The 26,850-nt window shown below is 37.6% G+C and carries 21 protein-coding genes; 18 read left to right on the plus strand and 3 right to left on the minus strand.

What is annotated here, in order from left to right:
* Positions 1 to 11: 11 nt before the first annotated feature.
* Complete coding sequence (galK, locus tag C0W29_RS02045; RefSeq protein WP_045044987.1) at positions 12 to 1,202, minus strand: galactokinase; 1,191 nt, start codon at positions 1,200 to 1,202, stop codon at positions 12 to 14.
* A gap of 64 nt (positions 1,203 to 1,266) precedes the next feature.
* A complete protein-coding gene (locus tag C0W29_RS02050; RefSeq protein WP_045041842.1) occupies positions 1,267 to 2,328 on the minus strand; it encodes a UDP-glucose--hexose-1-phosphate uridylyltransferase in 1,062 nt (353 codons plus the stop codon).
* Positions 2,329 to 2,674: 346 nt separating this feature from the next.
* Between C0W29_RS02050 and ebgR the strand changes: the two genes are divergently transcribed.
* From ebgR to tusE, 14 genes are all read left to right on the plus strand, one after another.
* Positions 2,675 to 3,658: a transcriptional regulator EbgR gene (gene ebgR, locus C0W29_RS02055; RefSeq protein ID WP_045044986.1), complete on the plus strand. Its 984-nt coding sequence runs from the start codon at positions 2,675 to 2,677 to the stop codon at positions 3,656 to 3,658.
* 246 nt (positions 3,659 to 3,904) lie between these two features.
* Positions 3,905 to 6,982: a beta-galactosidase subunit alpha gene (gene ebgA / locus C0W29_RS02060; protein WP_107174096.1), complete on the plus strand. Its 3,078-nt coding sequence runs from the start codon at positions 3,905 to 3,907 to the stop codon at positions 6,980 to 6,982.
* Positions 6,982 to 7,434 (plus strand): beta-galactosidase subunit beta, encoded by a 453-nt coding sequence (locus C0W29_RS02065; RefSeq protein ID WP_045041840.1) that lies wholly within the window; start codon positions 6,982 to 6,984, stop codon positions 7,432 to 7,434. The genes ebgA and C0W29_RS02065 overlap by 1 nt, the downstream gene beginning before the upstream one ends.
* Positions 7,435 to 7,572: 138 nt before the next feature.
* The gene (locus C0W29_RS02070) at positions 7,573 to 9,003 is read left to right on the plus strand and encodes an amino acid permease (protein WP_045044985.1); all 1,431 of its coding nucleotides are present in this window, start codon (positions 7,573 to 7,575) and stop codon (positions 9,001 to 9,003) included.
* A 201-nt stretch (positions 9,004 to 9,204) separates the two neighbouring features.
* Entirely contained in the window at positions 9,205 to 12,288 is a 3,084-nt protein-coding gene (locus C0W29_RS02075) for an EAL domain-containing protein (protein WP_045044984.1), read from the plus strand.
* Between the two features lie 101 nt (positions 12,289 to 12,389).
* Positions 12,390 to 12,728 carry a hypothetical protein gene (locus C0W29_RS02080; RefSeq protein WP_045041837.1) on the plus strand — a complete coding sequence of 113 codons (339 nt, stop codon included), beginning with the start codon at positions 12,390 to 12,392 and terminating at the stop codon, positions 12,726 to 12,728.
* An 849-nt stretch (positions 12,729 to 13,577) separates the two neighbouring features.
* Positions 13,578 to 14,804 carry a sodium/glutamate symporter gene (gene gltS / locus C0W29_RS02085; protein ID WP_045041836.1) on the plus strand — a complete coding sequence of 409 codons (1,227 nt, stop codon included), beginning with the start codon at positions 13,578 to 13,580 and terminating at the stop codon, positions 14,802 to 14,804.
* Between the two features lie 295 nt (positions 14,805 to 15,099).
* On the plus strand, positions 15,100 to 16,323 hold the full coding sequence (locus C0W29_RS02090) for an L-lactate MFS transporter (protein WP_045041835.1): 1,224 nt from the start codon (positions 15,100 to 15,102) through the stop codon (positions 16,321 to 16,323).
* Positions 16,324 to 16,601: 278 nt separating this feature from the next.
* Entirely contained in the window at positions 16,602 to 17,633 is a 1,032-nt protein-coding gene (locus C0W29_RS02095; RefSeq protein ID WP_045044983.1) for an amino acid ABC transporter substrate-binding protein, read from the plus strand.
* Positions 17,634 to 17,708: 75 nt separating this feature from the next.
* A complete protein-coding gene (locus tag C0W29_RS02100) occupies positions 17,709 to 18,908 on the plus strand; it encodes an amino acid ABC transporter permease (RefSeq protein WP_045044982.1) in 1,200 nt (399 codons plus the stop codon).
* Positions 18,909 to 18,910: 2 nt separating this feature from the next.
* Entirely contained in the window at positions 18,911 to 20,008 is a 1,098-nt protein-coding gene (locus tag C0W29_RS02105) for an amino acid ABC transporter permease (protein ID WP_045067014.1), read from the plus strand.
* A 13-nt stretch (positions 20,009 to 20,021) separates the two neighbouring features.
* The gene (locus C0W29_RS02110) at positions 20,022 to 20,795 is read left to right on the plus strand and encodes an amino acid ABC transporter ATP-binding protein (protein ID WP_045041832.1); all 774 of its coding nucleotides are present in this window, start codon (positions 20,022 to 20,024) and stop codon (positions 20,793 to 20,795) included.
* A gap of 225 nt (positions 20,796 to 21,020) precedes the next feature.
* A complete protein-coding gene (locus C0W29_RS02115; protein ID WP_036794204.1) occupies positions 21,021 to 21,689 on the plus strand; it encodes a Bax inhibitor-1/YccA family protein in 669 nt (222 codons plus the stop codon).
* 135 nt (positions 21,690 to 21,824) lie between these two features.
* A complete protein-coding gene (tusE, locus tag C0W29_RS02120) occupies positions 21,825 to 22,154 on the plus strand; it encodes a sulfurtransferase TusE (RefSeq protein WP_045041831.1) in 330 nt (109 codons plus the stop codon).
* A 67-nt stretch (positions 22,155 to 22,221) separates the two neighbouring features.
* Here tusE and yccX read toward each other — a convergent pair whose 3' ends face one another.
* Positions 22,222 to 22,494, minus strand: a complete 273-nt coding sequence (gene yccX, locus C0W29_RS02125) for an acylphosphatase (protein WP_045044981.1) — start codon at positions 22,492 to 22,494, stop codon at positions 22,222 to 22,224.
* A 222-nt stretch (positions 22,495 to 22,716) separates the two neighbouring features.
* Between yccX and C0W29_RS02130 the strand changes: the two genes are divergently transcribed.
* The 4 genes from C0W29_RS02130 to C0W29_RS02145 all read left to right on the plus strand — a co-directional run bounded on the left by C0W29_RS02130 (position 22,717) and on the right by C0W29_RS02145 (position 26,824).
* The gene (locus C0W29_RS02130; RefSeq protein ID WP_045044980.1) at positions 22,717 to 23,907 is read left to right on the plus strand and encodes a class I SAM-dependent methyltransferase; all 1,191 of its coding nucleotides are present in this window, start codon (positions 22,717 to 22,719) and stop codon (positions 23,905 to 23,907) included.
* 179 nt (positions 23,908 to 24,086) lie between these two features.
* Positions 24,087 to 24,719, plus strand: coding sequence for a YccT family protein (locus C0W29_RS02135; RefSeq protein ID WP_045041829.1), 633 nt, complete (start codon positions 24,087 to 24,089; stop codon positions 24,717 to 24,719).
* Between the two features lie 753 nt (positions 24,720 to 25,472).
* Positions 25,473 to 26,111, plus strand: coding sequence for a murein L,D-transpeptidase catalytic domain family protein (locus C0W29_RS02140; protein WP_045041828.1), 639 nt, complete (start codon positions 25,473 to 25,475; stop codon positions 26,109 to 26,111).
* A 140-nt stretch (positions 26,112 to 26,251) separates the two neighbouring features.
* On the plus strand, positions 26,252 to 26,824 hold the full coding sequence (locus C0W29_RS02145) for a cysteine hydrolase family protein (protein WP_045041827.1): 573 nt from the start codon (positions 26,252 to 26,254) through the stop codon (positions 26,822 to 26,824).
* Positions 26,825 to 26,850 lie beyond the last annotated feature (26 nt).

Raw genomic sequence — 26,850 nt, forward strand, 5'->3', positions numbered from 1 at the left:
TCGCCTTTAAATTACGCTACAGCTACAAAATTTTCACTGATAACACCAGCGCCAGCCATTGCTTTACATACATAAATTGTTGCTTGCAATCCCGTTGCTGATTGATATTTAGCGCTAATTTCAGCAGTAATTGCATCAACAAATGTTGGTGGTACTAATGCCACAATACAACCACCAAAACCACCACCAGTCATGCGTACGCCGCCTTGCTCGCCGATAACAGCTTTAACCATATCAACCAAGGTATCAATTTCAGGTACTGTAATTTCAAAATCATCCCGCATTGATGCATGAGATTCTGCCATTAACTGTGCCATCAACGCCATATTGCCATCACTCAAGGCAATCGCCGCTTGTTCAGTTCGCATATTTTCAGTAATTACATGGCGAGCGCGTTTCGCAACCATTGGGGCTAATTCAGCTTCACGTTCAGTAAACATTTCTAACGTCACGTCACGTAATGCTGGTACACCAAAGAAGGCTGCCGCTTGTTCGCACTGTGCGCGACGAGTGTTATATTCGCTATCAACTAAACCGCGTTTCTTATTTGAGTTAATAATGACGACTGCCATATCTTCAGGCATAGCAACAGCGGTTGTTTCTAGTGAACGGCAATCAATAAGCAATGCATGGTTTGTTTCACCTTCTGCAGAGATTAATTGATCCATGATGCCGCAGTTACAACCAACAAATTGGTTCTCAGCTTGCTGACCATTAAGTGCGATCTCTTGCTGGCTAATATCAAGTTCAAACAAGGCTTTAAATGTTTGGCCAATCACCACTTCTAACGCTGCAGATGAGCTTAAACCGGCGCCTTGAGGAACATTGCCACTAATAACAATATCTGCACCACCAAGCACATAACCTCGATCTAATAGACACTTGATCACACCACGAACATAGTTTACCCACATGCACTGTTGATCAAAGGCTAACGGCTGAGTGATATCGAATTCGTTAACTTCGTTGTCATAATCAACGGCAACTACACGCACAATATTATCGTCACGGCGAGCAGCAGCAACGATCGCTTGATAATCAATCGCACAAGGAAGCACAAAACCATCATTATAGTCAGTATGTTCACCAATCAGATTTACCCGCCCAGGTGCTTGTATAATATGGCTGGCAGCATAACCTAATACTGATGAGAAAACGGCTGATACATTATCAATAAGGTGTTGAGTACGATTTGTTGTCATTATTTATACCTACTATTACCAAGAGATCATTAAATACATTAAAGCAATAAAACCAATCCAGCGATTAATCTAAATAGTGCACATCGCTCACAGCACGTAATTTTTCGGCTGCTTGTTCTGCGGTTAAATCACGTTGACTTTCTGCCAACATTTCATATCCCACCATGAACTTTTTCACCGTTGCTGAACGTAATAATGGTGGATAAAATAAAGCATGCAGTTGCCAATGATCGGTTGAAGTCTCACTAAAATCACGATCAGATTCAAAGAAAGGTGCGTAATGCCATCCCATTGAATAAGGGAATGAACACTTAAATAAATTATCGTAACGGCTAGTAAGCTTTTTAATCGCCAATGCTAGGTCATCACGTTGTGCTTCCGTTAATTCGTCCATACGACGAATGTGTGTTTTAGGTAATAACATAGTTTCAAAAGGCCATGCAGCCCAATAAGGCACAACGGCTAACCAATGCTCAGTTTCCACAACCGTACGTGAACCATCAGCTAATTCACTATTAACATAATCAACCAATAAATTAGTGCCATGCTGCGCATAATATTCGCGTAACAAGGAATCTTTACGACTAATTTCATTCGGTAAAAAACTATTGGCCCAAATTTGACCATGAGGATGTGGCTGCGAGCACCCCATCACTGAGCCTTTATTCTCAAATGCTTGTACCCAAACGTAATCTTGGCCTAATTCTTCAATTTGTTCATTCCACGTATCAACCACATTACGAATAGCAGTGACAGAAAGTTGAGGTAGTGTTTTGCTGTGATCAGGCGAGAAGCATATAACACGACTTAAACCACGTGCACTTTGGCAACGGAATAGTGGATTAGTGTTTTCAGGCGCTGATGGCGTATTAGCTGTTAACGCCGCGTGATCATTATTAAATACGTATGTGCCAGTATAATCTGGGTTTACATCACCAGAAACACGGGTATTCGTTGGACATAAAAAACAAGACGCATCATATGGAACATTTGATTCTGGTTGTGGCTGCTCATCAGCACCTTGCCACGGACGCTTAGCGCGATGTGGAGAAACAAGTACCCACTGCCCTGTTAATGGATTATAACGACGGTGAGGATGGTCAATCGGATCAAAAAACTCAGACATAATAATTCAGCTCTTGTGATTCTGTAATGCTAAAAAGTCTAAAGTTATTTGCTATTAACTTCCGTGATCAAATGCACGTTATGTAAACGTTTCCACAAAAATAATAATCCATGCGAGATATCACAGGCTTAGATCATATTTATTGCTTATTTAAGCCATATAATTCAATAATTTTAGCAATCTTGGCTCACTATCATTAACAGCAATAATAAAATATTAACGAGCAAGCACTGAATTATTCGAGTTTTTTACTAAAAATAGATAATATCATTCTATAAAATATAACAACACATCCCTCAAACACACAGCAAACGTTACTTAGGTTGCAGGGATTGCCGGAGGAAAGATGGCAACATTAAAACAAATAGCAACCAAAGCAGGTGTATCATTAGCTACGGTTTCTCGTGTTTTAAACGACGATCCAAGCCTTAGCGTAAAAGATGAAACCAAACGCAAAATCTTTGAAATTGCAGAACAACTTGAATACACCACTAGTCAATCTCGAAAGACAGCTAAGAAACAAACACTTCATTTCCTTGCTTTGTATAATTACAAACAAGACGTTGAGGTTGATGATCCTTACTATCTTGCTATTCGACATGGCATTGACACTCAATGTGATAAACTTGGCATTCAATTAACCAATATCTATGAATGTAATATTGCCGCAGCGCCTAAAGCCGTTGATGGAATATTACTGATTGGTCAAGTAAGCGAAGACAACCTTACTGCGGTGCGTGCCCTATCAAGCAATACTGTTTATGTTGATTATACCGATCACCAAATTGATATTGATTGCATCGACATTGATTTAGAACGAATCAGTAAAGAAGTCATTAATCACTTTACCCAACAAGGCTATCAACGTATTGGTTTCATTGGGGGTCAAGATAATCCAGACAAATATGATATTCGTGAGTTAACTTTTACTGAATATGGGAAACTCAAAGGTGTGGTATCAGATAACGACATCTATCGTGGTGATTTTAGTAGCCAATCAGGCTATTCATTAGCAAAAGAAATGCTTAAAACGGATCATCCGAGCGCTTTATTTGTCGCATCAGACTCGATTGCAATTGGTGTCTTACGCGCTATACACGAAAGTGGACTTAATATTCCAAACGATATTTCATTAATCAGCGTTAATGATATTCCAACGGCAAAGTTTACTTATCCGCCATTATCAACCTTTCGTATCCATTCAGAACTAATGGGATCTCAAGGGGTTAATTTATTATTAGAACGTAGCCGTGATGGCCGAACCATTCCGTTACGTGTCTTTGTTCCAAGCCAATTAATTTTGCGAGACACAACAAAAAAAATAAAATAACACATTGATAATAAAAATAAAAACGACATTTCCTATGTCGTTTTTTTTTGCTTTAAAAATAGATATCTTAGTAAAACAAGAGCAAGATCACTCAAATAAACCGCTGTGATTGTTTTTTTGTCGGCGACCTCACAAAGCTCAAAACAGAATGTGACCAAGTTAATACAAAAATGTTTTACCTGTATTTTTTAGTAAAACTTTACTTAATAATAACTCCAGATAATTAAGACATGTCTTGGAGGCATTGTGAATAACTGGGAAAATATCAACTTACTTAGCGAAAATAGACTGGCACCTCGTGCGTATTTTTTCTCTTACAACGCATTAAATAAAGCGCAACGCTTTCAGCGTGATTTAAGTCAGCATTTCATGTTGCTAAGTGGCCAGTGGACATTTAATTTCTTTACTAATCCACTGCTCGTTCCTGAAGAATTCTATCATCAAGAAATGAATGACTGGACCAATATTCAAGTGCCAAACATGTGGCAAATGGAAGGTCACGGTAACTTACAATACACCGACGAAGGTTTCCCATTCCCGATTGATGTGCCTTTTGTTCCTTCAAATAATCCAACAGGCGCATACCAACGCACTTTCTTCTTGAGCGACAGCTGGAATGAAAAACAGACCATTATCAAATTCGACGGTGTTGAAACCTACTTTGAAGTATATGTTAATGGCCAATATGTAGGCTTTAGTAAAGGCAGCCGCTTAACAGCTGAATTTGATATTTCGGATTTTGTTAACGCAGGTAAAAACTTACTTTCTGTACGCGTTATGCAATGGGCAGACTCAACCTATATCGAAGATCAAGATATGTGGTGGATGGCTGGTATTTTCCGCGATGTTTACTTAGTCGGAAAAGAACCCGTTCATGTACGTGACTTTACTGTTCGCACTGATTTTGACGATGATTACCAAGCTGCAACACTTAACTGTAAAGTCGATCTAGAAAACTTAAGCGGTAGTGTTATCACTGATTACAGCCTTGATTATGCCCTTTATGATGGCCAAATTAAGGTTGCAAATGGAAACGTTTCCAACCTAGCAATTGCAAGTATGACTCATACTGATTTTGCAATCAAAATGGCAGCGCCTATTCATTGGACTGCCGAAAACCCACATTTATATCATTTATTTTTAACGCTAAAAGATGCTGATGGTACTGTGATTGAGGTTATCCCTCAACGTGTCGGCTTCCGTGATATTAAAGTGCGTAACGGTCTATTTGAAATTAATGGTAAATACGTAATGCTGCATGGCGTTAACCGTCATGATAACGATCACCTTAACAGCCGTGCTGTGGGCATGGATCGCGTAGAGAAAGACATTGTGCTCATGAAGCAGCACAATATTAACTCAGTACGTACTGCGCATTACCCTAATGATCCTCGCTTTTACGAACTGTGTGACCAATACGGTTTATTTGTTATGGCTGAAACTGACGTTGAAACTCACGGTTTCGCTAACGTTGGCAACCTAAGCATGATCACCGATGATCCAGCATGGGAGCACGTGTTTGTTGAGCGTATTGAACGCCATATTCACGCTCAAAAGAACCATCCTTCAATCATTATGTGGTCACTGGGTAACGAATCAGGCTACGGCTGCAATATTCGTTCAATGTATAAAGCAACAAAAGCAATTGATGATACTCGTCTTGTGCATTACGAAGAAGATCGTGACGCTGAAGTAGTTGATATTATTAGTACTATGTACTCTCGTGCCCAAATGATGAATGAGTTTGGTGAGTTCCCACACGCTAAACCACGCATTATTTGTGAATATGCTCATGCTATGGGTAATGGCCCTGGTGGCTTAACTGAATATCAAAACGTGTTCTACAAACATGATCATATTCAAGGTCACTTTGTTTGGGAATGGTGTGATCACGGCATCTATGAACAAGATGAGAATGGCCGTGATGTTTATAAATATGGTGGTGATTACAGCGACTACCCAAATAACTACAACTTCTGTATGGATGGCTTGATCTACCCAGATCAAACACCAGGTCCTGGCTTACGTGAATATAAGCAAGTTATTTGTCCTGTCAAAATTGCAGTTAAGGATCACACCAAAGGCATCATTACCATTACTAACAAATATTGGTTCTCAGACTTAAATGATGTTGTATTTGATATCGCAGTACGTGCAGAAGGCGATACGCTGACCTTTAATCAAATCACCGTTGCAGATCTTGCTGCGGGTGAATCACGCGATATTGAATTAGCGCTGCCGATCATGGATCAACGTGAAACCTTTGTTAATGTTTCGATTCGTAAAAAATCACGCACCGCTTACAGCGATGCAAACCATGAACTCGGTATTTTCCAATACCAAGCGAAACCAAATACCGCTCATGTTGAATTGTTTGAAAATAACAATGCGATGCCACTGGCTGTCATTGAAAATCGTCTTGATTGGGAAATTAGCGGCTATGACTTTACGCTTCGTTTCTCTAAAGTCGATGGCAAACTCACATCATGGCTGCGCCAAAATAATGAACTGATTGCGTCTTCTCCAGCAATGAGCTTCTTTAAGCCAATGATTGATAATCATAAGCAAGAATATGAAGGCTTATGGCACCCTGCTCACCTGCAAATTATGCAAGAGCATTTCCGTAGCATCAGCGTGGAGCAAATCGCAGGTAAAGTGATTGTTACCACCAACAGTATTATTGCACCGCCAGTATTAGATTTTGGCATGCGTTGCCAGTATCAATTTGAAATTTGTCCTCAAGGCCAAGTAAACATGACCTTAAGCGGCAATAAATACGGTGATTATCCGCATGTTATTCCTGCTATCGGTTTAGATTTAGGGATTAATAATCAATTTGATCAGGTTGAATATTACGGTCGAGGTCCTGAAGAAAGCTATCAAGACAGCCGTCAAAGCAACATTATTGATATTTACAACACTACCGTTAGCAATATGTTTGAGAACTATCCGTTCCCACAAAACAATGGCAACCGTCAACATGTACGCTGGGCAAGTTTAACCAACCGTCATGGTGTTGGCTTATTGGTTAAGCCTGAGCAAGAAATTAATTTCAGCGCATGGCACTACACCAACCAGCATATTCATCAAGCACAACACATTAATGAACTGGAGCCTAGTGGTTACATCACGGTCAATCTTGATCATCAAGTTATGGGCTTAGGTTCTAACTCTTGGGGTTCAGAAGTATTAGATTCATACCGTGTTTACTTTAATGACTTTAGCTATCAATTGAGTTTAGTGCCATTTAGCAAAGCTGACTGCGATAGTCGTTACTTAGCTAATCAAACATTTACAGCAACACGCATCGGTGGAGACAAATAATGATTATTTTAACATCACTGGATCAATTCAAGAGTCTGTACCGCGATGGCCGTAAATGGAATCGTTGTGTTGAAGCAATTGAAAATATCGGCAATATTCAACCAAATGTGTTTCATTCTGTCGGTGATTCATTGGCTTACCGCCTCCAACATGGGCCGTCAAAAGCGGATGAGCAATTTGTTGGCCATCGCCGTTACTTTGATGTGCATTATTACCTTAATGGTAGTGAAACCATCGAATGTGCAGATAAAAACACGCTTACTCAAACCGAAGCATACAGCGATGAAACTGACCGTGAATACTTTACTGGAACAGGCCAACCACAACGCATAGAAGCAGGACAAATGGTGATCTTTGAAAATCATCAAGCACACCGCTTTAGCGCTAGCGATAACCTTCAAAAAGTTGTTTTACGTGTCACCATTGAAGACGGTTACTTCCTCAATAAATAACCTAACACAACCGCCAGCTAGTAATAGCTGGCGGTTATGTAATAAAAAAATAAACATAAAAACAATAAGCTATGATTTGGTTTTTCGCTAAAAACATAGACATCCTACAATACTAAACGTGATCCATCGGAGATTCTCATGTCTGAATCCAAACGTAATACCATAGGGAAATTTGGTCTACTATCGATGACCTTTGCTGCGGTATACAGTTTCAATAATGTCATTAACAACAATATTGAAATTGGCCTATCATCAACCCCTATGTTCTTCATTGCTACCCTACTCTATTTTATTCCATTTTGTTTAATCATCGCTGAGTTCGTCTCCCTTAATAAAAATTCTGAAGCGGGTGTTTATGCTTGGGTAAAAAGCTCTCTCGGAGGACGCTGGGCTTTCCTTGCCGCGTATACTTACTGGTTTGTTAATCTCTTTTTCTTCACTTCATTACTACCACGGGTTATTGCTTATGCATCCTACGCGTTCTTAGGTTATGAATATATCTTTACGCCGACCACAACGACCCTGTTAAGTATTGCGTTATTTGCTCTCGCTACTTATGTGTCAACCAATGGCGCAAAAATGCTGGGGCCAATTACCTCTGTTACTTCGTCATTTATGCTAGTGCTCACTTTGTCATACATTATATTGGCGGGCGCTGCTGTTATGGGTGGTATTCAACCAGCCGATCCAATTACTGTGGAAGCATTAACCCCTCAAATAAATTGGGCTTTCTTTGGTGTAACAGCATGGATATTTATGGCTGCAGGTGGTGCAGAATCAGTATCTGTTTACGTTAACGATATTAAAGGCGGCCATAAAGCGTTTGTAAAAGTGATTATTTTTGCAGGTATCTTTATCGGTGGCTTGTACTGTGTTTCTTCTGTACTAATTAACGTTTTTGTTGAGCGTGAGGCATTAAAATTCACCGGTGGTTCTGTACAAGTATTTGAAGGATTAGCCCGTCATTACGGCCTACCTGAAATAATGATGAACCGTTTTGTTGGTGTGGTTTCATTCACGGCAATGCTTGGTTCACTACTGATGTGGACAGCAACTCCAGTTAAAATCTTTTTCTCTGAAATTCCTGCTGGTATTTTTGGAAAGAAAACCGTCAAGCTAAACAAAAATGGTGTTCCAGCACGCGCAGCATGGGCACAATTCTTTATTGTTATTCCACTACTTATCGTACCAATGTTAGGTTCTGATTCGGTACAAGATTTAATGAGTACAGTGATTAACATGACCGCAGCAGCTTCTATGCTACCGCCACTGTTTATTATGATTGCTTACTTAAACTTACGCCTAAAACTGGATCATCTACCACGCGACTTCAAAATGGGCTCACGTACCACAGGTATTGTGATGGTATCAATTTTGATTGCTATCTTCAGTATTGGCTTCTTAGCATCTACCTTCCCAACAGGCGCTGATATCATGACGATTATCTTCTATAACGTTGGTGGGATTGTAATATTCCTTGGCTATGCATGGTGGAAATATAACCGCTACGAAAGACAGTTAGCTGCGGCTAAAAAATCAGAACTGGAAGCAGTAACAGCCACAAATTAATTATTATAATTAAATCGTTATTTCATCAAGGCCTTGAGTTTCCTCCCTCAAGGCCTTTTTGTATTTAGCACTCTCTCATCAGTAACATTGTTATTACATCACCCTCACATATTTATACTTCCAACCTTAACTTTATGTGTTTAATAGCATATAGTTAGGCTAGTTATGTGACAGATCCCATATTACTTGAATAAGGATATTATGAGAAAAACGCTAGTAATAAGTTTACTCTTCACTTTCCCTTTACTAATACTAACTGTAATTAGCGCTATTACTTATAATCATCAAAGTAATGATGAAGTAATCAATAAAGTAAAAAACACTCAACGTCAGCAACAGTTACAACAGCAACGACATATTTCCCAGCAAATAAATCATACTATTAGCCGTTTTAAACAACTCAATACTTATTTACAGCAGCAATCATGGCAGCAAACGCTCACACTCGCACAGCGCAACGATTTCATTAAATTTTCCAATAACATGCTAGCTAACAATCATAATTTGAATAGCATTAATCTCATTGATTATAAAAATAGCTACCGTTTGCAGATTACAACTACCGCTGATACTAAAACCTCAGTACTAGACAATAAACCGATTCTTTCTGAGACAGAGTTAAATAATATTGATCATGCATTTTCTCTTCCGCCCAATAAAACCTATATAACGACGTTGCCCTTTCCCATTAACCATATTGCGTACTACCAACATATTACTGTCAATGATCATCAATGGATCGTGAAAATTGAACAACGAAACCTACCTCTCATTCTCACAACATTATTAGCTAGTGATTCACTACCAATAGAGTCATGGATAATTAATAATAAAGGCCAAACATTAATTAACATCAAGCAAAAAAACACCTCACACACTAACTCTGAAAAAGATTTCAAAAATAAGTATTTTTCATTATGGCAACAAATACAACGTTATAACCACCGACAAATAATTGAAGATAATATCCTCTACACATACTCACCTTTTTTTATTCCTAAGCCATTAAAAGCAAAAGTTGATTTTAAATATGGTAATTTATCACCATGGATATTAGTTTCAAAAGTAAATATAACTGATAACCACAATCATCTTTGGTTCATTCAAAAACCTTTAAATCCATATTTTTATCTTTGTATAGTAATTATGATCATTTGTATTGGTATCATATTAACCCTTTGCTATATAGAACGACAAAAAAAAGAAATAAACCGTATAGAAAGCAGTAGAAGTGCCGCTCTTTTACGTTATTATTCTCTAATTGAGAATACAGATTCAGGTATTATCGTCATCGATAAAAATAGAATAATCATTGCAATTAACTCAACAGCTCAGAAAATCTTAGAATTTAAAAAAGACCCAATAAATAAAAATATTATGTCATACTTATCCTCAGTAGATATTAAGAGCAATATTGCGACCCTATTAAATAGTATTGACAGTATGCCTTATAACAACAAAGAAAAAACACAGCTAAAGATCGATACCCCTAATAGTAAGCATTTAGAAATCATCGTTACAAAAATAGATGAAAACAATAATGATAACATCATATTACAAATAACTGATGTAACATCATGGATAAAACGTGAACAAAAACTTAAAGGATTATCTCGCGCAGTTGAACAAAGTAAAGAAGCCGTGATTATTACGGACAAATTTGGTTTCATTGAATATGTAAATAGCTCGTATGAAAAAAGCACAGGAGATAGTTATAATAATATTGTTGGGTTGAATAGTAAGACTATCTTTAAACGTTATATAAATGATAAAGAAAAAATAGATGATATTCAGTCTAAATTAAACCAAGGCAAGACTATTCAACGTATTATTTCACAACGAAATAATGATGATAGCATTCATTACCTTGATAATACTATCTCTCCTATTCGTGATGAGAATGGTCGAATTAGTAACTATATATCAACAAGCAAGGATATTACCGACCGTATAAACTATGAACATCGCTTACACCGTCTCGCACACTATGATCAATTAACTGCACTACCAAATAGAATTATGTTTATTAATGAATTAAATAAATCCTTAATAGTGTCAAGAAAAAACCAGTCGAAAATGTCAATTTTGATTATTGAAATCGATTTATTCAAGCAGCTACATAATTATTTGGATTATGAAAACATAGAAAAAATATTAATTATAGCGTCAAAACGTATTCGTTCTAATCTTAGAGATGTAAACATCCTCGCGAGATTAAATAACGACCAGTTTGGGGTGATAATTCAGTGTGTACAACAGAAAAAAGATGTCACACGCCTTGCTAAAAGATTACTAAATAATATTAGTGCTCCCATTAATTTTGACGGGAAATTAATTTCAATTACAGCTAGCATCGGAATTTCACTTCAAAAAGTATCGACACTAACAGCAGAACAGGTAATCAAAAATACCAATATTGCTTTAAGTTTTTCTAAAAATAAAACAAAAAATAAATATTGTTATTTTAGCCATGAGATGGGCACAAAAACAGCACATAAATTAGAACTAGAGTCCGAATTACGAAAGTCAATTAATACTGATCGCTATGAGTTTTACTACCAACCAAAAGTATTAGCAAATTCACACTCACTAACCGGGGTTGAAGCACTATTACGCTGGCGTGATAAAGATGGTCACTATCAAGCTCCCGTTGATATTATTCCTTTACTTGAGTCATCAGGATTAATCCTTGAGGTTGGTCCTTTCCTTATCGAAAAAGCGTGCCATCAATTAAAACAATGGCAACAGCAAGGACTCAATATAAATATGGCGATCAATATATCTGCACAACAGTTACTTGATTCTGATCTCATCGGGATTTTAAATAACGCAATCAAGAAAACAGATTGTGATCCTGCTTATTTAGAGCTTGAAATCACCGAAAGCGTACTAATGACAGACATTGAATTAGCATACCAAAACCTAATCGCACTCAAAAAAATAGGCGTTAAAATTGCTATTGATGATTTTGGTACAGGCTATTCTTCATTAGCTTATCTCAGTCGCTTCCCTATCAACATCCTAAAAATAGATCGGGAATTTGTTAAAGAATTACCTCACAATAAAGACAGTATCACTATCATAGAGGCTATTATTGACCTCGCTCACAACCTTGGACTAGCAGTTGTTGCTGAAGGTGTTGAAAATATAGAACAAATTGCCTTCCTTGAGGCTATTGGTGTTGAAGAGTTCCAAGGTTTTTATTTCAATAAGCCACTAACTCAGTGCGACTTTAATCGCCAATACTTATCTCAAATACAACAAATGTCAGAGAACCCTATATAAGAGGTTCTCTTATTCAACGTTGTAGCTTATTATTAATGATATACGCCATTTTATTGTTAATCATAAGTGGATTATTTTTGATTACTTAGTAGGACGTCACAATGAGTTTTAGTGATCACTTAGATAACTTTATAAAGCAACGGGAACAATTTGGCCATCAGCCAAATAGAATGCAAAAGCGAAATTCTTATGCTGTCGTTGATGCAACAGATCAAAGTAAAGCACGCGAAGCAATGGCAAAAGAGCAAGAACATGCCACATTACGTGCAGAGCAAGAAACAAAACAATATCATCAACGTATTCGTGGACGATGTGTACTCCCAAGTGAGGCGCAAGCGCAACAACGTCAAAATGAGACTCGTCCAGCAGATCCAGCTCGTATCGCATACATTCAGCAACTGAAAAAAGATTTAAAACTAAAAAAATATAGTACTGAATAAGCTAATGCTAGCAAAAAAGAACTGTTTTTCCGAGTACATTATATTAGCTTGATGATAACGATATTCTATTATCGTTATCATTAAGCTTATTCACTATGACTTACCTGCTTTCTTAAATATCTTCCTATCTTTCAGTATCTTGTTCTCAATTATAATTGTAAAATTATGCCAGGTTATCATTCTCACCTAATGAGATATTATTTCATAAGCAACAAGTTATATTTTGCATTATTTATCTTGCTTATGACCCACTCTTTTCCCTAAATATTCATCAACAATAAAATATTTACTCGCATTTAATGACTGATAACCGCAAAAAAAGCCTCTAATTACTATTTTGTACAATGTTTAATAACTTTTTTTGTTATTTTTATACTTTTTTTTTAAAGCCTAATTAATATAGTGCCCACCAAAAATAGACATTTCTCAAATTATGAGAATTAATACTTTTTTTTATATTACATTCTCGACAACTAAATTTTCAATTTAACCTTTGCATTACAGCCTTCAAATAAAAGGAATGCTGTACCCTATACTAAAAAAAGACTTAGAATAAAATATAACGCTTTGATTATAAAAAATTAACCTCACTAAAGAAGCAAAAAAACGCCCATTAAAAATTGTTTATATCATCAATAAACACCAAAACATAATAACCACCAAAAACTAACAAAATAAATCAACTATTTAACAATAAGCCATATAAAAAAACGACTACTCAATAATATCTAAATAGATAAGCTCTAAAAACAAGAAGCGGCTATCACAATAGCACAATAATAGCAATATGGTAAGAATGTCTTTTTGGGGTTAAAATTAGCGTCAAAGAAGTAAAAAAGAAGATTTTAAATGACCACAACTATTCATGTTAATGAGCTCGAATCATTGCTCATCGCAATAATCGTGCTTTTTCTTGGCTACTTTATTAATAGTAAAGTCAAGATTTTAAGAAGGTATAATATTCCAGAGCCTATTGTTGGCGGACTTGTCGTTGCCTTTATTATTACCTTTTTCCATTTTCAAGGTTTTGACATTAGTTTCAAGCTCAGTATGCAAGACTCGTTAATGCAAATGTTCTTTGCTACCGTAGGTCTTGCTGCTAGCTATAAACTGCTAATGAAAGGTGGTTCACGTGTATTCCTATTTTTAGGCATAGCAACAGTCTTCATCATTATTCAAGATGCTGTTGGCGTAGGTATGAGTAAGGCCTTAGGCTTAGATCCATTACTTGGCCTTATTGTTGGTTCAATCACTCTTTCAGGCGGTCACGGCACTGGCGCAGCTTGGTCACAAACTTTTGCTACCGACTATGGTCTAAATACATTAGAACTATCAATGGCTGCTGCAACGTTTGGCTTGATCATGGGTGGTATTATCGGTGGGCCGATTGCCCAACGATTAATCAATAAACATAATCTAAAATCTGATTTTGGTGAAAGTGGTAATCATCATATTGAACACCCAGATCTGATCACTTATAGCGATCGTGAAGAAGACCGTATAACGTCTAAAAATACTATTGAAGTATTATTTATTTTATTGGTTTGTGTTGCTGGCGCATCACACTTTAAAGACTTTATAGACGGTCTTGGTATCAGTGCATTACGTATTCCTGAATTTGTTTATGCGTTGTTTATTGGTGTGTTTATTACTAACGTCTGTGAAGGAACTAAGTGCTATAAAATCAACAAAGAAACAGTTGATGCTCTTGGTACCATATCATTGTCCTTATTCCTAGCAATGGCACTGATGAGCTTACATCTATGGGAACTTATGGACTTGGCAATGCCAATGTTGATTATTCTCGCGGTTCAGACAGTTGTATTAGGGTTGTTTACCTATTTTGTTACTTTCCGAGTTATGGGAAGCAACTATGATGCAGCTATCATTGCCGGTGGCCACTGTGGTTTTGGTATGGGTGCAACACCAACAGCGGTAATGAATATGGGTTCATTAGTGTCTCGAAATGGTCCATCACCACAAGCTTTTATGGTTGTACCAATCGTTGGCGCTTTCTTTATTGATATTACTAACCTGCTAGTCCTTCAGGGCTACATTAGTTTCCTTGGCCACTAACCGCTCGTTTTAATACAAAGCTACAAAGGGGAAGATACTTTACTATTTATAGTTAAAGCATATCTTCCCCTTTTTGTTTTAAAGCTGTGAATTTACCTCGTTTATAAAATTTTTTTCCTGACTTCCTTGCTGTTTTGTAACAAGGAATGTCTGACCAATACCATATTTTTTTTATATTGTTACACTCCGCGCTCTTTCTAAAGTTTGACTTTAGTCATCATACTAAATCATTCACTTATCGTTGTTTGCCTCTGTATTTAGCATCAACGCTAAGAGTAAATTAATTGAGTTCTCTATGAAAAAATTTGATCGAGCTATGCAGATCCTAGTAGCAGGTTTCTGTATCAACTTATGTATGGGTATCCTTTATGCTTGGAGTGTGTTTAAAAAAGCACTCGTTGTAGATTTAGGCTGGTCGAATGCTGATGCATCACTGCCTTACACTGTTGCAATTATTACTTTTGCTTTATCACTATTAGTCGCTGGTATTCTTCAAGATCGCATGGGTCCTCGTCGCGTACTGATTCTTGGTACAGTCATGGTTGGTTTCGGCATGATCATATCAAGTTTTGCAACTACACCAATGATGCTAGTGCTAACGTTTGGTGTTATGACAGGTAGTGGTATCGGTTTTGGCTACGCTTGTTTAAGCCCATCAGCAATGAAATGGTTCCATCCATCGAAAAAAGGCTTGGTAAATGGCTTAATTGCAGCAGGCTTTGGACTTGCCGCGGTTTACTTAGCACCACTAACTTCGACGCTTATAGCTAAATATGGTATCAATACTAGCTTCCTTGTTTTAGGTATTGCGGTACTGATTATTGCGGTTCCATTAGCATTTACAATTAATAACCCACCAGCGAACTATGTTCCTGAAGCACCTGCTGGTTATAAAGCGACATCAGCTAAGCCTGTTGATATTAATTGGCGTGGAATGCTAAAGACACCACAGTTTTACTCACTATGGGTAATGTATGCATTTGCTTCAGCTGCAGGTTTGATGATTATTGGCAACATTACTTCTATCGCTGCGACACAAGCAAATATTACTGATGCTGCTTATCTTGTTGTGATCCTAGCTATATTTAACTCTGGCGGCCGTGTTGTAGCTGGTATTCTGTCAGACAAAATTGGTGGTGTTAAAACACTGATGATCGCCTTTGTAATGCAAGGCATCAACATGGTGATGTTCGCAACATTTGAATCTGAGTTCACGTTGATTATCGGTGCAGCAGTTGCTGGTGTTGGCTACGGTACATTACTAGCGGTCTTCCCATCAATTATTGCTGACTTCTATGGTCTTAAAAACTATGGCGCTAACTATGGTGTGCTTTACACTGCATGGGGCGTGAGTGGCTTTATCGGTCCTGTTGTTGCCGCATTTGCTGTTGATACTACTGGTACTTACACATTGGCTTATACTGTGTGTTCTGTAATGATCGCTGTTGCGGTAGTGTTATCCGTTATCACTAAGAAAGTAGATGCAGAAGCACTTGAGAAAAAACTTGCTACTGCATAATAACTATTTAGCTTAAAAACAAGGCCCAGCATCAGGCTGGGTTTTGTTTCCCATCTCTCTTCTCCTCTCGATAATATTCATTTTTACTCCCTTGTATTGCAGACTTAGTGGTCTTATCTCTCATAATCATCATCTGAAACTCTTTATTTCCAACAAAACTAGACCTTTATATATATTTTCCTATACTTGTATCTGTTAATGTATTGTTAATAACTTATTAATAATTAAGTTTATTGCGACATATCGCTTTAACTATTGACCAGACAAGGAAGGTACTAATGGCTAAAAAAATAACTGGGATGTGGGCTTTACTTGCTGCATCTGCCACTCTATTTGCAGTTAATGCAAACGCCGCCGACAGCACACTTGATAAAGTAAAAAAACAGGGTTACGTCCAATGTGGCGTCAGTGCTGGCTTACCTGGGTTTTCAAACCCCAATGCAAAAGGTCAATGGGAAGGTCTTGATGTTGAATTCTGTCAAGCAGTTGCCGCTGCAACATTAGGAGATAAATCTAAAGTTAAATATATCCCTCTCACTGCAAAAGAACGTTTTACCGCCTTACAATCAGGTGAAATTGATATTTTATCGCGTAACACAACCTGGACACTACACCGTGACACCTCACTTGGCCTTAATTTTACTGGCGTAAACTACTACGATGGCCAAGGTTTTATGGTTAAAAAAGACATGGGGATAAAAAGTGCAACAGAGCTCGATGGTGCTGCAGTTTGTGTGCAATCAGGTACTACAACCGAACTTAACTTAGCCGATTACTTCCGTGTTAATAACATGAAATATAAACCTGTCGTGTTCGATACCGCGCCTCAAACATCCAAAGGTTTTGATTCTGGCCGTTGTGATGTACTCACCACAGACCAATCAGGCTTATATGCGCTGCGCTTAAACCTTAAAGATCCAACCTCAGCGATTGTTCTACCTGAAATCATTTCTAAAGAGCCTCTTGGTCCTGTCGTTCGCCAAGGTGATGATCAATGGTTCAATATTGTACGCTGGACACTATTTACAATGATTAACGCCGAAGAGTTCAATGTAACTTCGGCTAATGTCGACCAACTTAAAAAAGAATCAAAAGATCCTCATATTCGTCGCTTAATTGGCCTTGATGGACCAAAAGGTAAAGGGCTAGGATTAAATGATGATTGGGGCTTCCAAATAATTAAGCAAGTCGGTAACTATGGTGAAAGCTTCCACCGTACCGTAGGCCTAGGTTCACCACTTAAAATTGAGCGTGGTTTAAATGCTTTATGGAGTAACAGTGGTATTCAATATGCCCCACCTATTCGTTAATAACATCGTTTAATTACTATAAAAGGGAGCTGTTATGGCTCCCTCTGTACATCTCAATGGATATGAGGGTGTTGTATGGCATTACCCACCAATACGGATAGTTCACAGACAAGAACTAGTAATAAGAGTCTGTTCTATAATCCCACTTTTCGCGCGGTAATATTTCAAATTATTGCCGTAGTTGCTCTCGTTTTTTTCTTTTATAGCATCATAAATAATGCATTAACCAATCTTGAAACACGTGGCATTGCTACCGGTTTTGATTTTCTTAATCAAGAAGCCGGGTTTGGTATTGGTCTGACTCTTATCGATTACGATGAGACCTTTAGTTATGGTCGAACATTTTTGGTTGGCCTACTCAATACCGCGTTAATTGCTGTCCTCGGTGTTATTCTCGCCACAATATTAGGATTTATAATTGGAGTCGCACGCTTATCTCCTAACTGGTTAGTTAGTCGTTTTGCTGCTTTTTATATTGAAATTTTTCGAAATATTCCACTATTACTGCAAATTTTCTTTTGGTACTTTGCTGTTTTACAGGTACTACCATCACCAAGGCAGAGTCTTCAATTTGGGGATAGTATTTTCCTTAATGTACGCGGATTATCGATACCTAGCCCTATCTTTGAACAAGGCTCGGGGTTTATTTTGATAGCACTGATTATTGCCTTTATCATTGCGATGAGTTACCAATATTACGCTAAGAAAAAACAACAAAATACAGGTCAACAATCTCCAGTACTTCTCGTTAGCCTCACAATTATTGTCTTACTACCATTAATGGCTTTTTTTATAAGTGGTAAACCGATTAGTATCGATTATCCCTCCCTTAAAGGTTTTAATTTCAGTGGTGGTATTACCGTATTACCTGAACTTGCAGCGCTTCTGCTAGCATTAAGTATTTATACTGCCGCGTTTATTGCTGAAATTGTCCGTTCAGGCATTAATGCGGTAAGTCATGGTCAAACTGAGGCCGCAGAAGCATTAGGATTAACCCGTAACAAAACCCTCCGTTTAATTGTGCTCCCCCAAGCGATGCGGATTATTATTCCTCCTCTTACGAGTCAATATTTAAACCTAACCAAAAACTCCTCCCTCGCAATGGCAATTGGTTATCCTGATCTTGTATCTGTATTTGCCGGTACAACCCTTAATCAAACAGGACAAGCTATTGAAATCATAGCGATGACAATGGCTGTTTATTTAAGCCTAAGTTTAATCACATCATTGCTAATGAATATCTATAACAAAAAAATGGCTCTGGTTGAGAGGTAAACATGAGTAAACATCAATTTCTTCCCGATTTACCGCCACCGGCTAACACAGTTGGTGTGATTGGATGGTTACGACAACATCTTTTTTCTTCAGTCTTCAATACTATTATCACCCTAATTTTAGGCTACTTTGCCATTATAGGTATCTGGGGCATCCTTGATTGGGCGTTCATTAATGCCAACTGGCAAGGAGACTCTCGTGATGCCTGTACGCTAACAGGCGCATGTTGGACTTTTATTAAGGTGCGTTTCGACCAGTTCATGTTTGGCTTCTATCCGAGTACCGAATTATGGCGACCTAAATTATTTTATGCCACCTTAGCCATTTTTATTGCTTTATTAGCCTATGAAAAAACACCTTATCGCGGCTGGATTTGGTTGTTTTTCGTTAATATTTATCCATTCATAGCTGGTTTTCTTTTATATGGTGGCATAGCAGGATTACCTATCGTCGAAACCCACTTATGGGGCGGATTGCTGATTACCTTAATCATTGCTATTGTCGGCATCGTGGTATCCTTACCTATCGGCATTGTTCTAGCCCTTGGACGACGCTCAGAAATGCCAATTATTCGCAGTATTTGTACGGTATACATTGAAATTTGGCGTGGTGTACCCTTAATTACAGTACTGTTTATGGCATCAGTGATGTTGCCGCTGTTTTTAAGCTCTGAATTAGAAACCAATAAACTTATCAGAGCATTGATTGGGGTGGTGATGTTCAGTGCCGCCTATATGGCAGAGGTCATCCGTGGTGGTTTACAAGCTATCCCCAAAGGACAATATGAAGCAGCAGACTCCTTAGGATTAAGCTATTGGCGTAAAACATACCTTATTGTGTTACCACAAGCGTTAAAAATTACGATACCTTCAATTGTAAATACTTTTATTGGGTTATTTAAAGACACCAGTCTAGTACTAATTATCGGTATGTTTGATGTTTTAGGTGTAGGGCAAGCCGCTACGAGTGATCCTGAATGGTTAGGTTTTGCAACTGAAAGCTATGTCTTTGTCGCTTTCGTTTTCTGGATTTTTTGTTTTAGTATGTCTAGATACAGTATCTATCTAGAAAAAAAATTACATACTGGACATCAACATTAGCAAGGACTGCATAATGAAAAATACCAATGACACCACAGTTAATCATGATGATACCCCGTGGGTTATCGAATTAGTTGATGTAAACAAATGGTACGGTCAGTTTCATGTACTTAAAAATATTAATTTGAAAGTACGTAAAGGTGAAAAGATAGTGATTTGTGGCCCTTCTGGATCAGGTAAATCAACCATGATTCGCTGTATCAATTATTTAGAAGAACACCAACAAGGAAAGATTTCAGTCGCAGGAAAAGATATTACCGGTGATTTGAAAAACATTGAGCTCATTCGTAAAGAAGTCGGCATGTGTTTTCAGCATTTTAATCTTTTCCCTCACCTCACCGTGTTAGAAAACTGTACCTTAGCGCCTATTTGGGTCAAAAAAATGCCCAAGAAAGAAGCCAATGCGCTCGCGATGCAATATTTAGAACGGGTTAAAATTACAGATCAAGCCCACAAATACCCAGGCCAACTTTCAGGAGGTCAACAACAACGGGTCGCGATTGCACGTTCGTTATGTATGAATCCACAAGTTATGTTATTTGATGAGCCGACTTCCGCACTGGATCCTGAAATGGTACGTGAAGTGTTAGATGTGATGGTTGAACTTGCCAATGAAGGTATGACAATGCTGTGCGTGAGTCATGAAATGGGATTTGCCCGCCAAGTAGCAGATAGGGTAATATTTATGGATGAAGGGGAAATCATTGAAGAGAATAACCCTCAAGATTTCTTTGATAATCCCAAATCTGATCGAACTCAACTTTTTTTACAACAAATATTGCACTAACAACTAAAAATGCCACCATTAATATATATAAGCTATGTAATATTTGGTTACAACTTAACAATAAATACTAATTGATGCTGTAAGTATTTTAATGTTCAAACACTTATAATGTGCTTCATAGCTAACAAATCAATCTAAAGCTTAAAGTTACGCTTGCAATTCATATTGTTTAGCCTCATATATAGCTTTAATAGAATTAACATAACTACCCTAAGGGGAATACTTATGAACGAACGTATAGTCAATCGTGACAACGGTTACGACGGCGTACTGTCAACCAATAAGGTTTTACGTAACACTTATTTCTTACTATCGCTAACGTTGTTGTTCTCTGCAGGTGTAGCTGGCGTAGCAATGGTTATGAATGTTCCACCTGTACACTGGATCATTCTTCTTGTTGGTTTTTACGGTTTAATTTTCTTAACTGAACGTAACCGTGATAGTAGCCTCGGCCTTGTGTTTGTATTCGCATTAACAGGCTTTATGGGTTATACCCTTGGCCCGATTTTAAATATGTATGTCGGTGCAGGCATGGGTCATGTGGTGATGACTGCTCTTGGCGGTACAGCACTAACCTTCTTTGCCTGTTCTGCTTACGCATTAACAACCAAGCGTGATTTATCGTTCCTTAACGGTATGTTGATGGCTGGTTTCATTGCGATTATCGTTGCAGTTGTAGCAAACATCTTCTTAAAGATGCCAATGCTATCATTAGCAATTAGCGGTATGTTTGTATTGTTCTCATCAGCAGCGATTTTATTGACAACTCAATCAATCGTACGTGGTGGTGAAACAAACTACATTTCAGCAACCGTTACTTTGTACGTTTCTATCTATAACCTATTCTTAAGCTTGCTTCAGATTCTAGGTGTAGTGAACAGCAACGACAACTAATCATCAGCGATTAATTAGCTCATGTTTAGTCATGAAAACGAAAAAAGCCTGCCTTGATGCAGGCTTTTTGTTTTTTACTTGCAGGCAGACCTATGAATCACTATTCTTGCTGCGTTAGTAATAAAGAGGTCTACTATGCTTGAATTTAACGGTGTGCAAATCGACACTGATGCCCAAGGTTATCTGAAAAATGTTGATGATTGGTCAGAAGATCTAGTCGCACTACTTGCAGCAGAAGAAGCTATCGAATTGTCTGAAGCTCATTGGGAAGTCATTCGTTTTGTTCGAGACTTTTACCTTGAATTTAATACTTCACCAGCAGTGCGCATGCTTGTAAAAGCGATGGCAAAACAATACGGTGAAGAGAAAGGTAGCTCACGTTATCTATATCGTCTATTTCCAAAAGGTCCAGCAAAACAAGCGACTAAACTGGCTGGATTACCCAAACCAGTTAAGTGTATTTGAGGCTTAATAATGAAAACCAAACATAAGTAACTAATAACTTTATGTTTGGTTTTCCTTTTGATGGCTATCAATTCATTTTAAACCCATTCAAATGTTGCCAAGCTAATGTCTCACTTGTTAGCCATTCAACAGTCGCAGTCTTAGGCCCATGTTGTAACCAAGCAATTAGCCTATCGATATTTTCTTGCTCTCCACAAGCAAGAACTTCAACACTGCCGTCAGCCAAATTTCTAGCATACCCCGTTAAATCAAGCATCAATCCTTGATGAGCAGTATGAAAACGAAAACCGACCCCTTGTACATGTCCTATTACTCGCGTTTTTACACAACATCGTGCCATGATGACCCCTATTGTTTTTATATTACCTACAGGATTATTTTAGCTAAATAATGGCGATAGACTGCTCGTTAACCCACAAAATCTCTCGATACTATTGCGAAGTAGCATAGTTTATTTAACATCTAATCGTGGTTTTATATGCTGACTTAGACTTTTTCATTTGATTTTACGCAGCCAGAGCAACATAATACGCCCCCACTCGAACTCCATACTGGGCATGTCATGACAGCTTCTATTTATTTGGTAAAAGGCCGTGAAAAATCACTACGCCGTCGCCACCCTTGGATTTTTTCTCGCGGTATTGATCGTGTTGAAGGAAAACCCGAACTAGGCGAAACCGTTGATGTTTACGATAACAAAGGCGAATGGCTAGCACGCGGTGCTTACTCTCCACAGTCTCAAATTCGCGTTCGCGTATGGACATTCAACAAAAATGAAGCCATTGACGTTAACTTCTTTGTTAACCGCCTTAATACAGCACAAAGTCTGCGTGATATTCTAGCAGCACGCGATGGTCTTACAGGTTACCGTCTCATTGCTGCAGAGTCTGATGGTCTTCCTGGCATTACTATCGATCGCTACCAAGATTATTTAGTCTGCCAATTACTGAGTGCTGGTGCTGAAGCACAGCGCGATGTACTTATTGAAGCATTAAAGCAGTGTTACCCAAGCTGTAATATTTATGAACGCTCAGATGTTTCTGTTCGTAAGAAAGAAGGTTTAAAACAACGCACAGGTGTTCTACACGGCGAAGAGCCACCTAAGTTTGTTACTATCGAAGAAAATGACGTTAAAATTAACGTTGATATCGTTGGTGGTCACAAAACAGGTTTCTACCTTGACCAACGTGATAGTCGCGAAGCATCGGTTAAATATGTTAACGGTAAGCGTGTTCTAAACTGCTTCTGCTACACTGGTGGCTTTGGTTTATACGCTCTAAAAGGTGGTGCAAGTGAGGTTGTCAACGTTGATGTTTCTCAACCAGCGCTTGATACAGCACAACTTAACGCTGAAATTAACGGTTACCCAATTGAAAATGCACAGTTTGTAAATGCTGATGTGTTTAAATTACTGCGTGAATACCGTGAGCGTGGCGAGCTATTTGATGTCGTTATCATGGATCCACCTAAATTTGCTGAATCTAAATCTCAGCTAGTGGGTGCTTGTCGTGGCTACAAAGATATCAACATGTTAGCCATGCAGATCCTAAAACCAGGTGGTATGTTATTAACATACTCTTGCTCAGGTTTGATGGATAACGGCTTATTCCAAAAAATCATTGCTGATGCCGCACTTGATGCTCACCGTGACGTGCAGTTCATTGAGCGTTTTAGCCAAGCTGCCGATCACCCTCTAGATAGTGCTTATCCTGAAGGTTTCTACCTTAAAGGATTTGCTTGTTACGTAAAGTAACCGGTAATTGAGCTTAAATGCATATAAAACCCAGCCTTCGCTGGGTTTTTTTATATTAACAAAACAGTTATTGAATATTAATTTCGATAGTTATTTGTCAATACAGTAATTATCAGAATACAATAGTGCCACTATACCTAATACACATTATTCACCCTACGCACTCAAAAGGAATCGACATGAAACTACGTACAGCCCTGCTCTCTTTAGCTATGTGTGGCATCAGCTTCCCATCATTTGCTGATGTAACACTTAACCTACCACAATCTGCTGAACTGGTTCTCGTCAATGGCGTTAATGCTCAAGGAAATGCGCCTCAAACATTGAATAACGGTAGTAACCAAATTGCTTTTCGTTATGATAAAAACTACCGTGAAAATGGCGATACTCACTTGTTTCATTCTGAAGTGGTTGTAATGACATTTTCAGGCAATGATGCGACATATACGCTACAGTTACCTAATATTTCAAGTGCTTACCAAGCTCAAAAATTCAACCGCCAACCAACAATGAGCTTATTAACTGCAAATGGTACAGAAGTACCTTTTAAACATGATGTATTGATTAAAGATGGTATTCAAATTAATCGTGATTTCCAGCAAGAAATCGCACAATACAACTTAAGCAAAGCACCAGCAGCACTAACATCAGCAATTGCTGCAAATGAAATGCAACGTGCGCAACAGCAAGTTAGCCCTGCAGAAAAAGACGGCCAAATAGATCAAGCCTATGTGACTAAAATGCTAAATTACTGGTATAACAAAGCTGATACAACGACCCAGCAGCATTTTAAAGCCAGCATCAATAACTAATATTGTCTTTATAAATATCGATTAATCATTAATCTACTTCCCTTATTACGCATACCAACATCTAGTAATAAGGGAAGTAATCATTACCCTTTCCATAATCACATGATCTCTTAACTGTTTATCACCTTGCTGGCGCAATACCTATTCTGTCTCATTCAAATAATCTGCAACAACATAATTTAAAAAGCAACAGGTCTACCGCTTCAATTCCAGAGCAGATGACAGTAAGCGTAAAATTGGTAATATTTAATCTATAAAATAGCGCAGATATTATTAATAATATCTGCGTGTTATTTGTATTGAATAAATATTAGTAGATAATATTTATTTTCCTTCATCTTATATTCAGGTTTATTTGTTTCTGTTTTACCTTCAACCTAAATCACCAATCCTAATAGAGCTATTTCATTATTATTTTCATGATATTTTAAATATTTAAAAAATAAAAATGAAAATAAAAATATAATTATAAATCAATGAATTAAAAACATCATCACCACCTATAAGCGAGCTTTTTTTAGCTTCAGATTAATCTAACTTACTTTAGTTAATTAAATGATGTTCATATTAATAAGTCATTGTTATCCATAATTATATTAAACATAACTTTAGCAAATATCATATTCCTAATGACCATAAATCACTTGCGCGATACCATTTAAATATTCTTTTTTAATTCTTATTTATGATAAAGTGTATCCTCGCTTAATTGCTAATAACCTCTGCAACCTGTTTAAGAATAGAACGAATCAGATGAAAAAAGTTATTTACCTATTTCTATTAATGGTATGTCTTTTACCGTTAAATGCGTCTGCACATGTTGTCAATACTGAACGTAAAAATGCAGACATTGTTGCTGATTATGTATACCAAAAAGCCGATTTAAAAGGCAAAATTGATTACAATGTATTCAAGCAAGCATTTATTGCTTATAACAAAACTCGTGGAAAAAAGAAATCGCTACTAACCATTATTGATTACAGCATGCCTTCCACTGAAAAACGATTTTATGTTATTGACTTAAAATCAAATAAATTACTTTATCGCACCTATGTATCACATGGTGAAAATAGTGGTCGTTTAATTGCAGATGCATTTTCTAACCGTGTTAACTCACATAAAACGTCATTAGGTACATTTTTAACAGAAGGTACATACAATGGCGGTAATGGTTACTCGTTAAAACTTAATGGGCTAACCCGAGGTGAAAATGATAATGCTTTAAAACGTTTTATCGTGATTCATGGCGCTAAATATGTGTCTGAATCATTCATAAAGCATTATGGTTATCTTGGTCGTAGTTGGGGTTGTCCAGCAATACCAACAAACTTAGCTAAATCGATTATTGATACAATTAAAGGCGGTAGTGTTATTTTTGCTTATGCTAAATAACCCCTCTTTATAAAAAAGCTTTTAGTTGCAAGACTAAAAGCTTTTTTTATATCTAAGATTTCATAATATTAAAATTTAAGATTTGATCGTATGCTTATTAATATCGGCTAAAAGTAACATCAGTTCTTAAAGGAAATAACATGAGTAAAGCCTTAGTTATCATTGACTTCATTAATGATATTGTCGACAAAAATGGCAAAATACCTAGCTGTGCTGAACAAGTTAGTGCTCACCATGTCATTGACAATGCTAATGTTGCCATTCAATGGGCAAAAGACAATAACTTGCCTTGTATCTTTGTCAAAGTAGGCTTTCAATCTAGCTATCTTGAATTACCGCACCATTCACCAATGTTTGGCAAAGCACAGCAATATCGCGCCTTAGAATTAGGCCAATGGGGAACAGAGTTTCACCCAAATCTTAATGTCACTACCGACGATATGGTAATTGTAAAATCACGGGTAAATCCATTTTATAACACCGCATTAGATAGCGTTTTACGAGCTAATGCCATTACAGATGTTTATTTTTGTGGTGTAAGTACTTGCTGGGCAATTCAATCTGCCGTTCGAGATGCCCATGATCGTGATTACTGCGTGCATATTGTTAGCGATGCTTGTACCTCAGCGACAGAACAAGATCACCAGCGTTCTTTAGCTATACTCGCAAGAATCGCAACCCTGCACCAAGCAAAAACACTCACGAACGCTTAATTTATAAAGGCTAGTAATAAAGGCTA

It is taken from the genome of Photobacterium kishitanii (assembly GCF_003026355.1).
GTDB classification, from domain to species: domain Bacteria; phylum Pseudomonadota; class Gammaproteobacteria; order Enterobacterales; family Vibrionaceae; genus Photobacterium; species Photobacterium kishitanii.

Excerpts from the sequence above, each read along its gene's own strand:
- galK (WP_045044987.1), bottom strand. The coding sequence starts at position 1,202 with ATGACAACAAATCGTACTCAACACCTTATTGATAATGTATCAGCCGTT.
- C0W29_RS02050 (WP_045041842.1), bottom strand. The coding sequence starts at position 2,328 with ATGTCTGAGTTTTTTGATCCGATTGACCATCCTCACCGTCGTTATAAT.
- ebgR (WP_045044986.1), top strand. The coding sequence starts at position 2,675 with ATGGCAACATTAAAACAAATAGCAACCAAAGCAGGTGTATCATTAGCT.
- C0W29_RS02065 (WP_045041840.1), top strand. The coding sequence starts at position 6,982 with ATGATTATTTTAACATCACTGGATCAATTCAAGAGTCTGTACCGCGAT.
- C0W29_RS02070 (WP_045044985.1), top strand. The coding sequence starts at position 7,573 with ATGTCTGAATCCAAACGTAATACCATAGGGAAATTTGGTCTACTATCG.
- C0W29_RS02075 (WP_045044984.1), top strand. The coding sequence starts at position 9,205 with ATGAGAAAAACGCTAGTAATAAGTTTACTCTTCACTTTCCCTTTACTA.
- C0W29_RS02080 (WP_045041837.1), top strand. The coding sequence starts at position 12,390 with ATGAGTTTTAGTGATCACTTAGATAACTTTATAAAGCAACGGGAACAA.
- gltS (WP_045041836.1), top strand. The coding sequence starts at position 13,578 with ATGACCACAACTATTCATGTTAATGAGCTCGAATCATTGCTCATCGCA.
- C0W29_RS02090 (WP_045041835.1), top strand. The coding sequence starts at position 15,100 with ATGAAAAAATTTGATCGAGCTATGCAGATCCTAGTAGCAGGTTTCTGT.
- C0W29_RS02095 (WP_045044983.1), top strand. The coding sequence starts at position 16,602 with ATGGCTAAAAAAATAACTGGGATGTGGGCTTTACTTGCTGCATCTGCC.
- C0W29_RS02100 (WP_045044982.1), top strand. The coding sequence starts at position 17,709 with ATGGCATTACCCACCAATACGGATAGTTCACAGACAAGAACTAGTAAT.
- C0W29_RS02105 (WP_045067014.1), top strand. The coding sequence starts at position 18,911 with ATGAGTAAACATCAATTTCTTCCCGATTTACCGCCACCGGCTAACACA.
- C0W29_RS02110 (WP_045041832.1), top strand. The coding sequence starts at position 20,022 with ATGAAAAATACCAATGACACCACAGTTAATCATGATGATACCCCGTGG.
- C0W29_RS02115 (WP_036794204.1), top strand. The coding sequence starts at position 21,021 with ATGAACGAACGTATAGTCAATCGTGACAACGGTTACGACGGCGTACTG.
- tusE (WP_045041831.1), top strand. The coding sequence starts at position 21,825 with ATGCTTGAATTTAACGGTGTGCAAATCGACACTGATGCCCAAGGTTAT.
- yccX (WP_045044981.1), bottom strand. The coding sequence starts at position 22,494 with ATGGCACGATGTTGTGTAAAAACGCGAGTAATAGGACATGTACAAGGG.
- C0W29_RS02130 (WP_045044980.1), top strand. The coding sequence starts at position 22,717 with ATGACAGCTTCTATTTATTTGGTAAAAGGCCGTGAAAAATCACTACGC.
- C0W29_RS02135 (WP_045041829.1), top strand. The coding sequence starts at position 24,087 with ATGAAACTACGTACAGCCCTGCTCTCTTTAGCTATGTGTGGCATCAGC.
- C0W29_RS02140 (WP_045041828.1), top strand. The coding sequence starts at position 25,473 with ATGAAAAAAGTTATTTACCTATTTCTATTAATGGTATGTCTTTTACCG.
- C0W29_RS02145 (WP_045041827.1), top strand. The coding sequence starts at position 26,252 with ATGAGTAAAGCCTTAGTTATCATTGACTTCATTAATGATATTGTCGAC.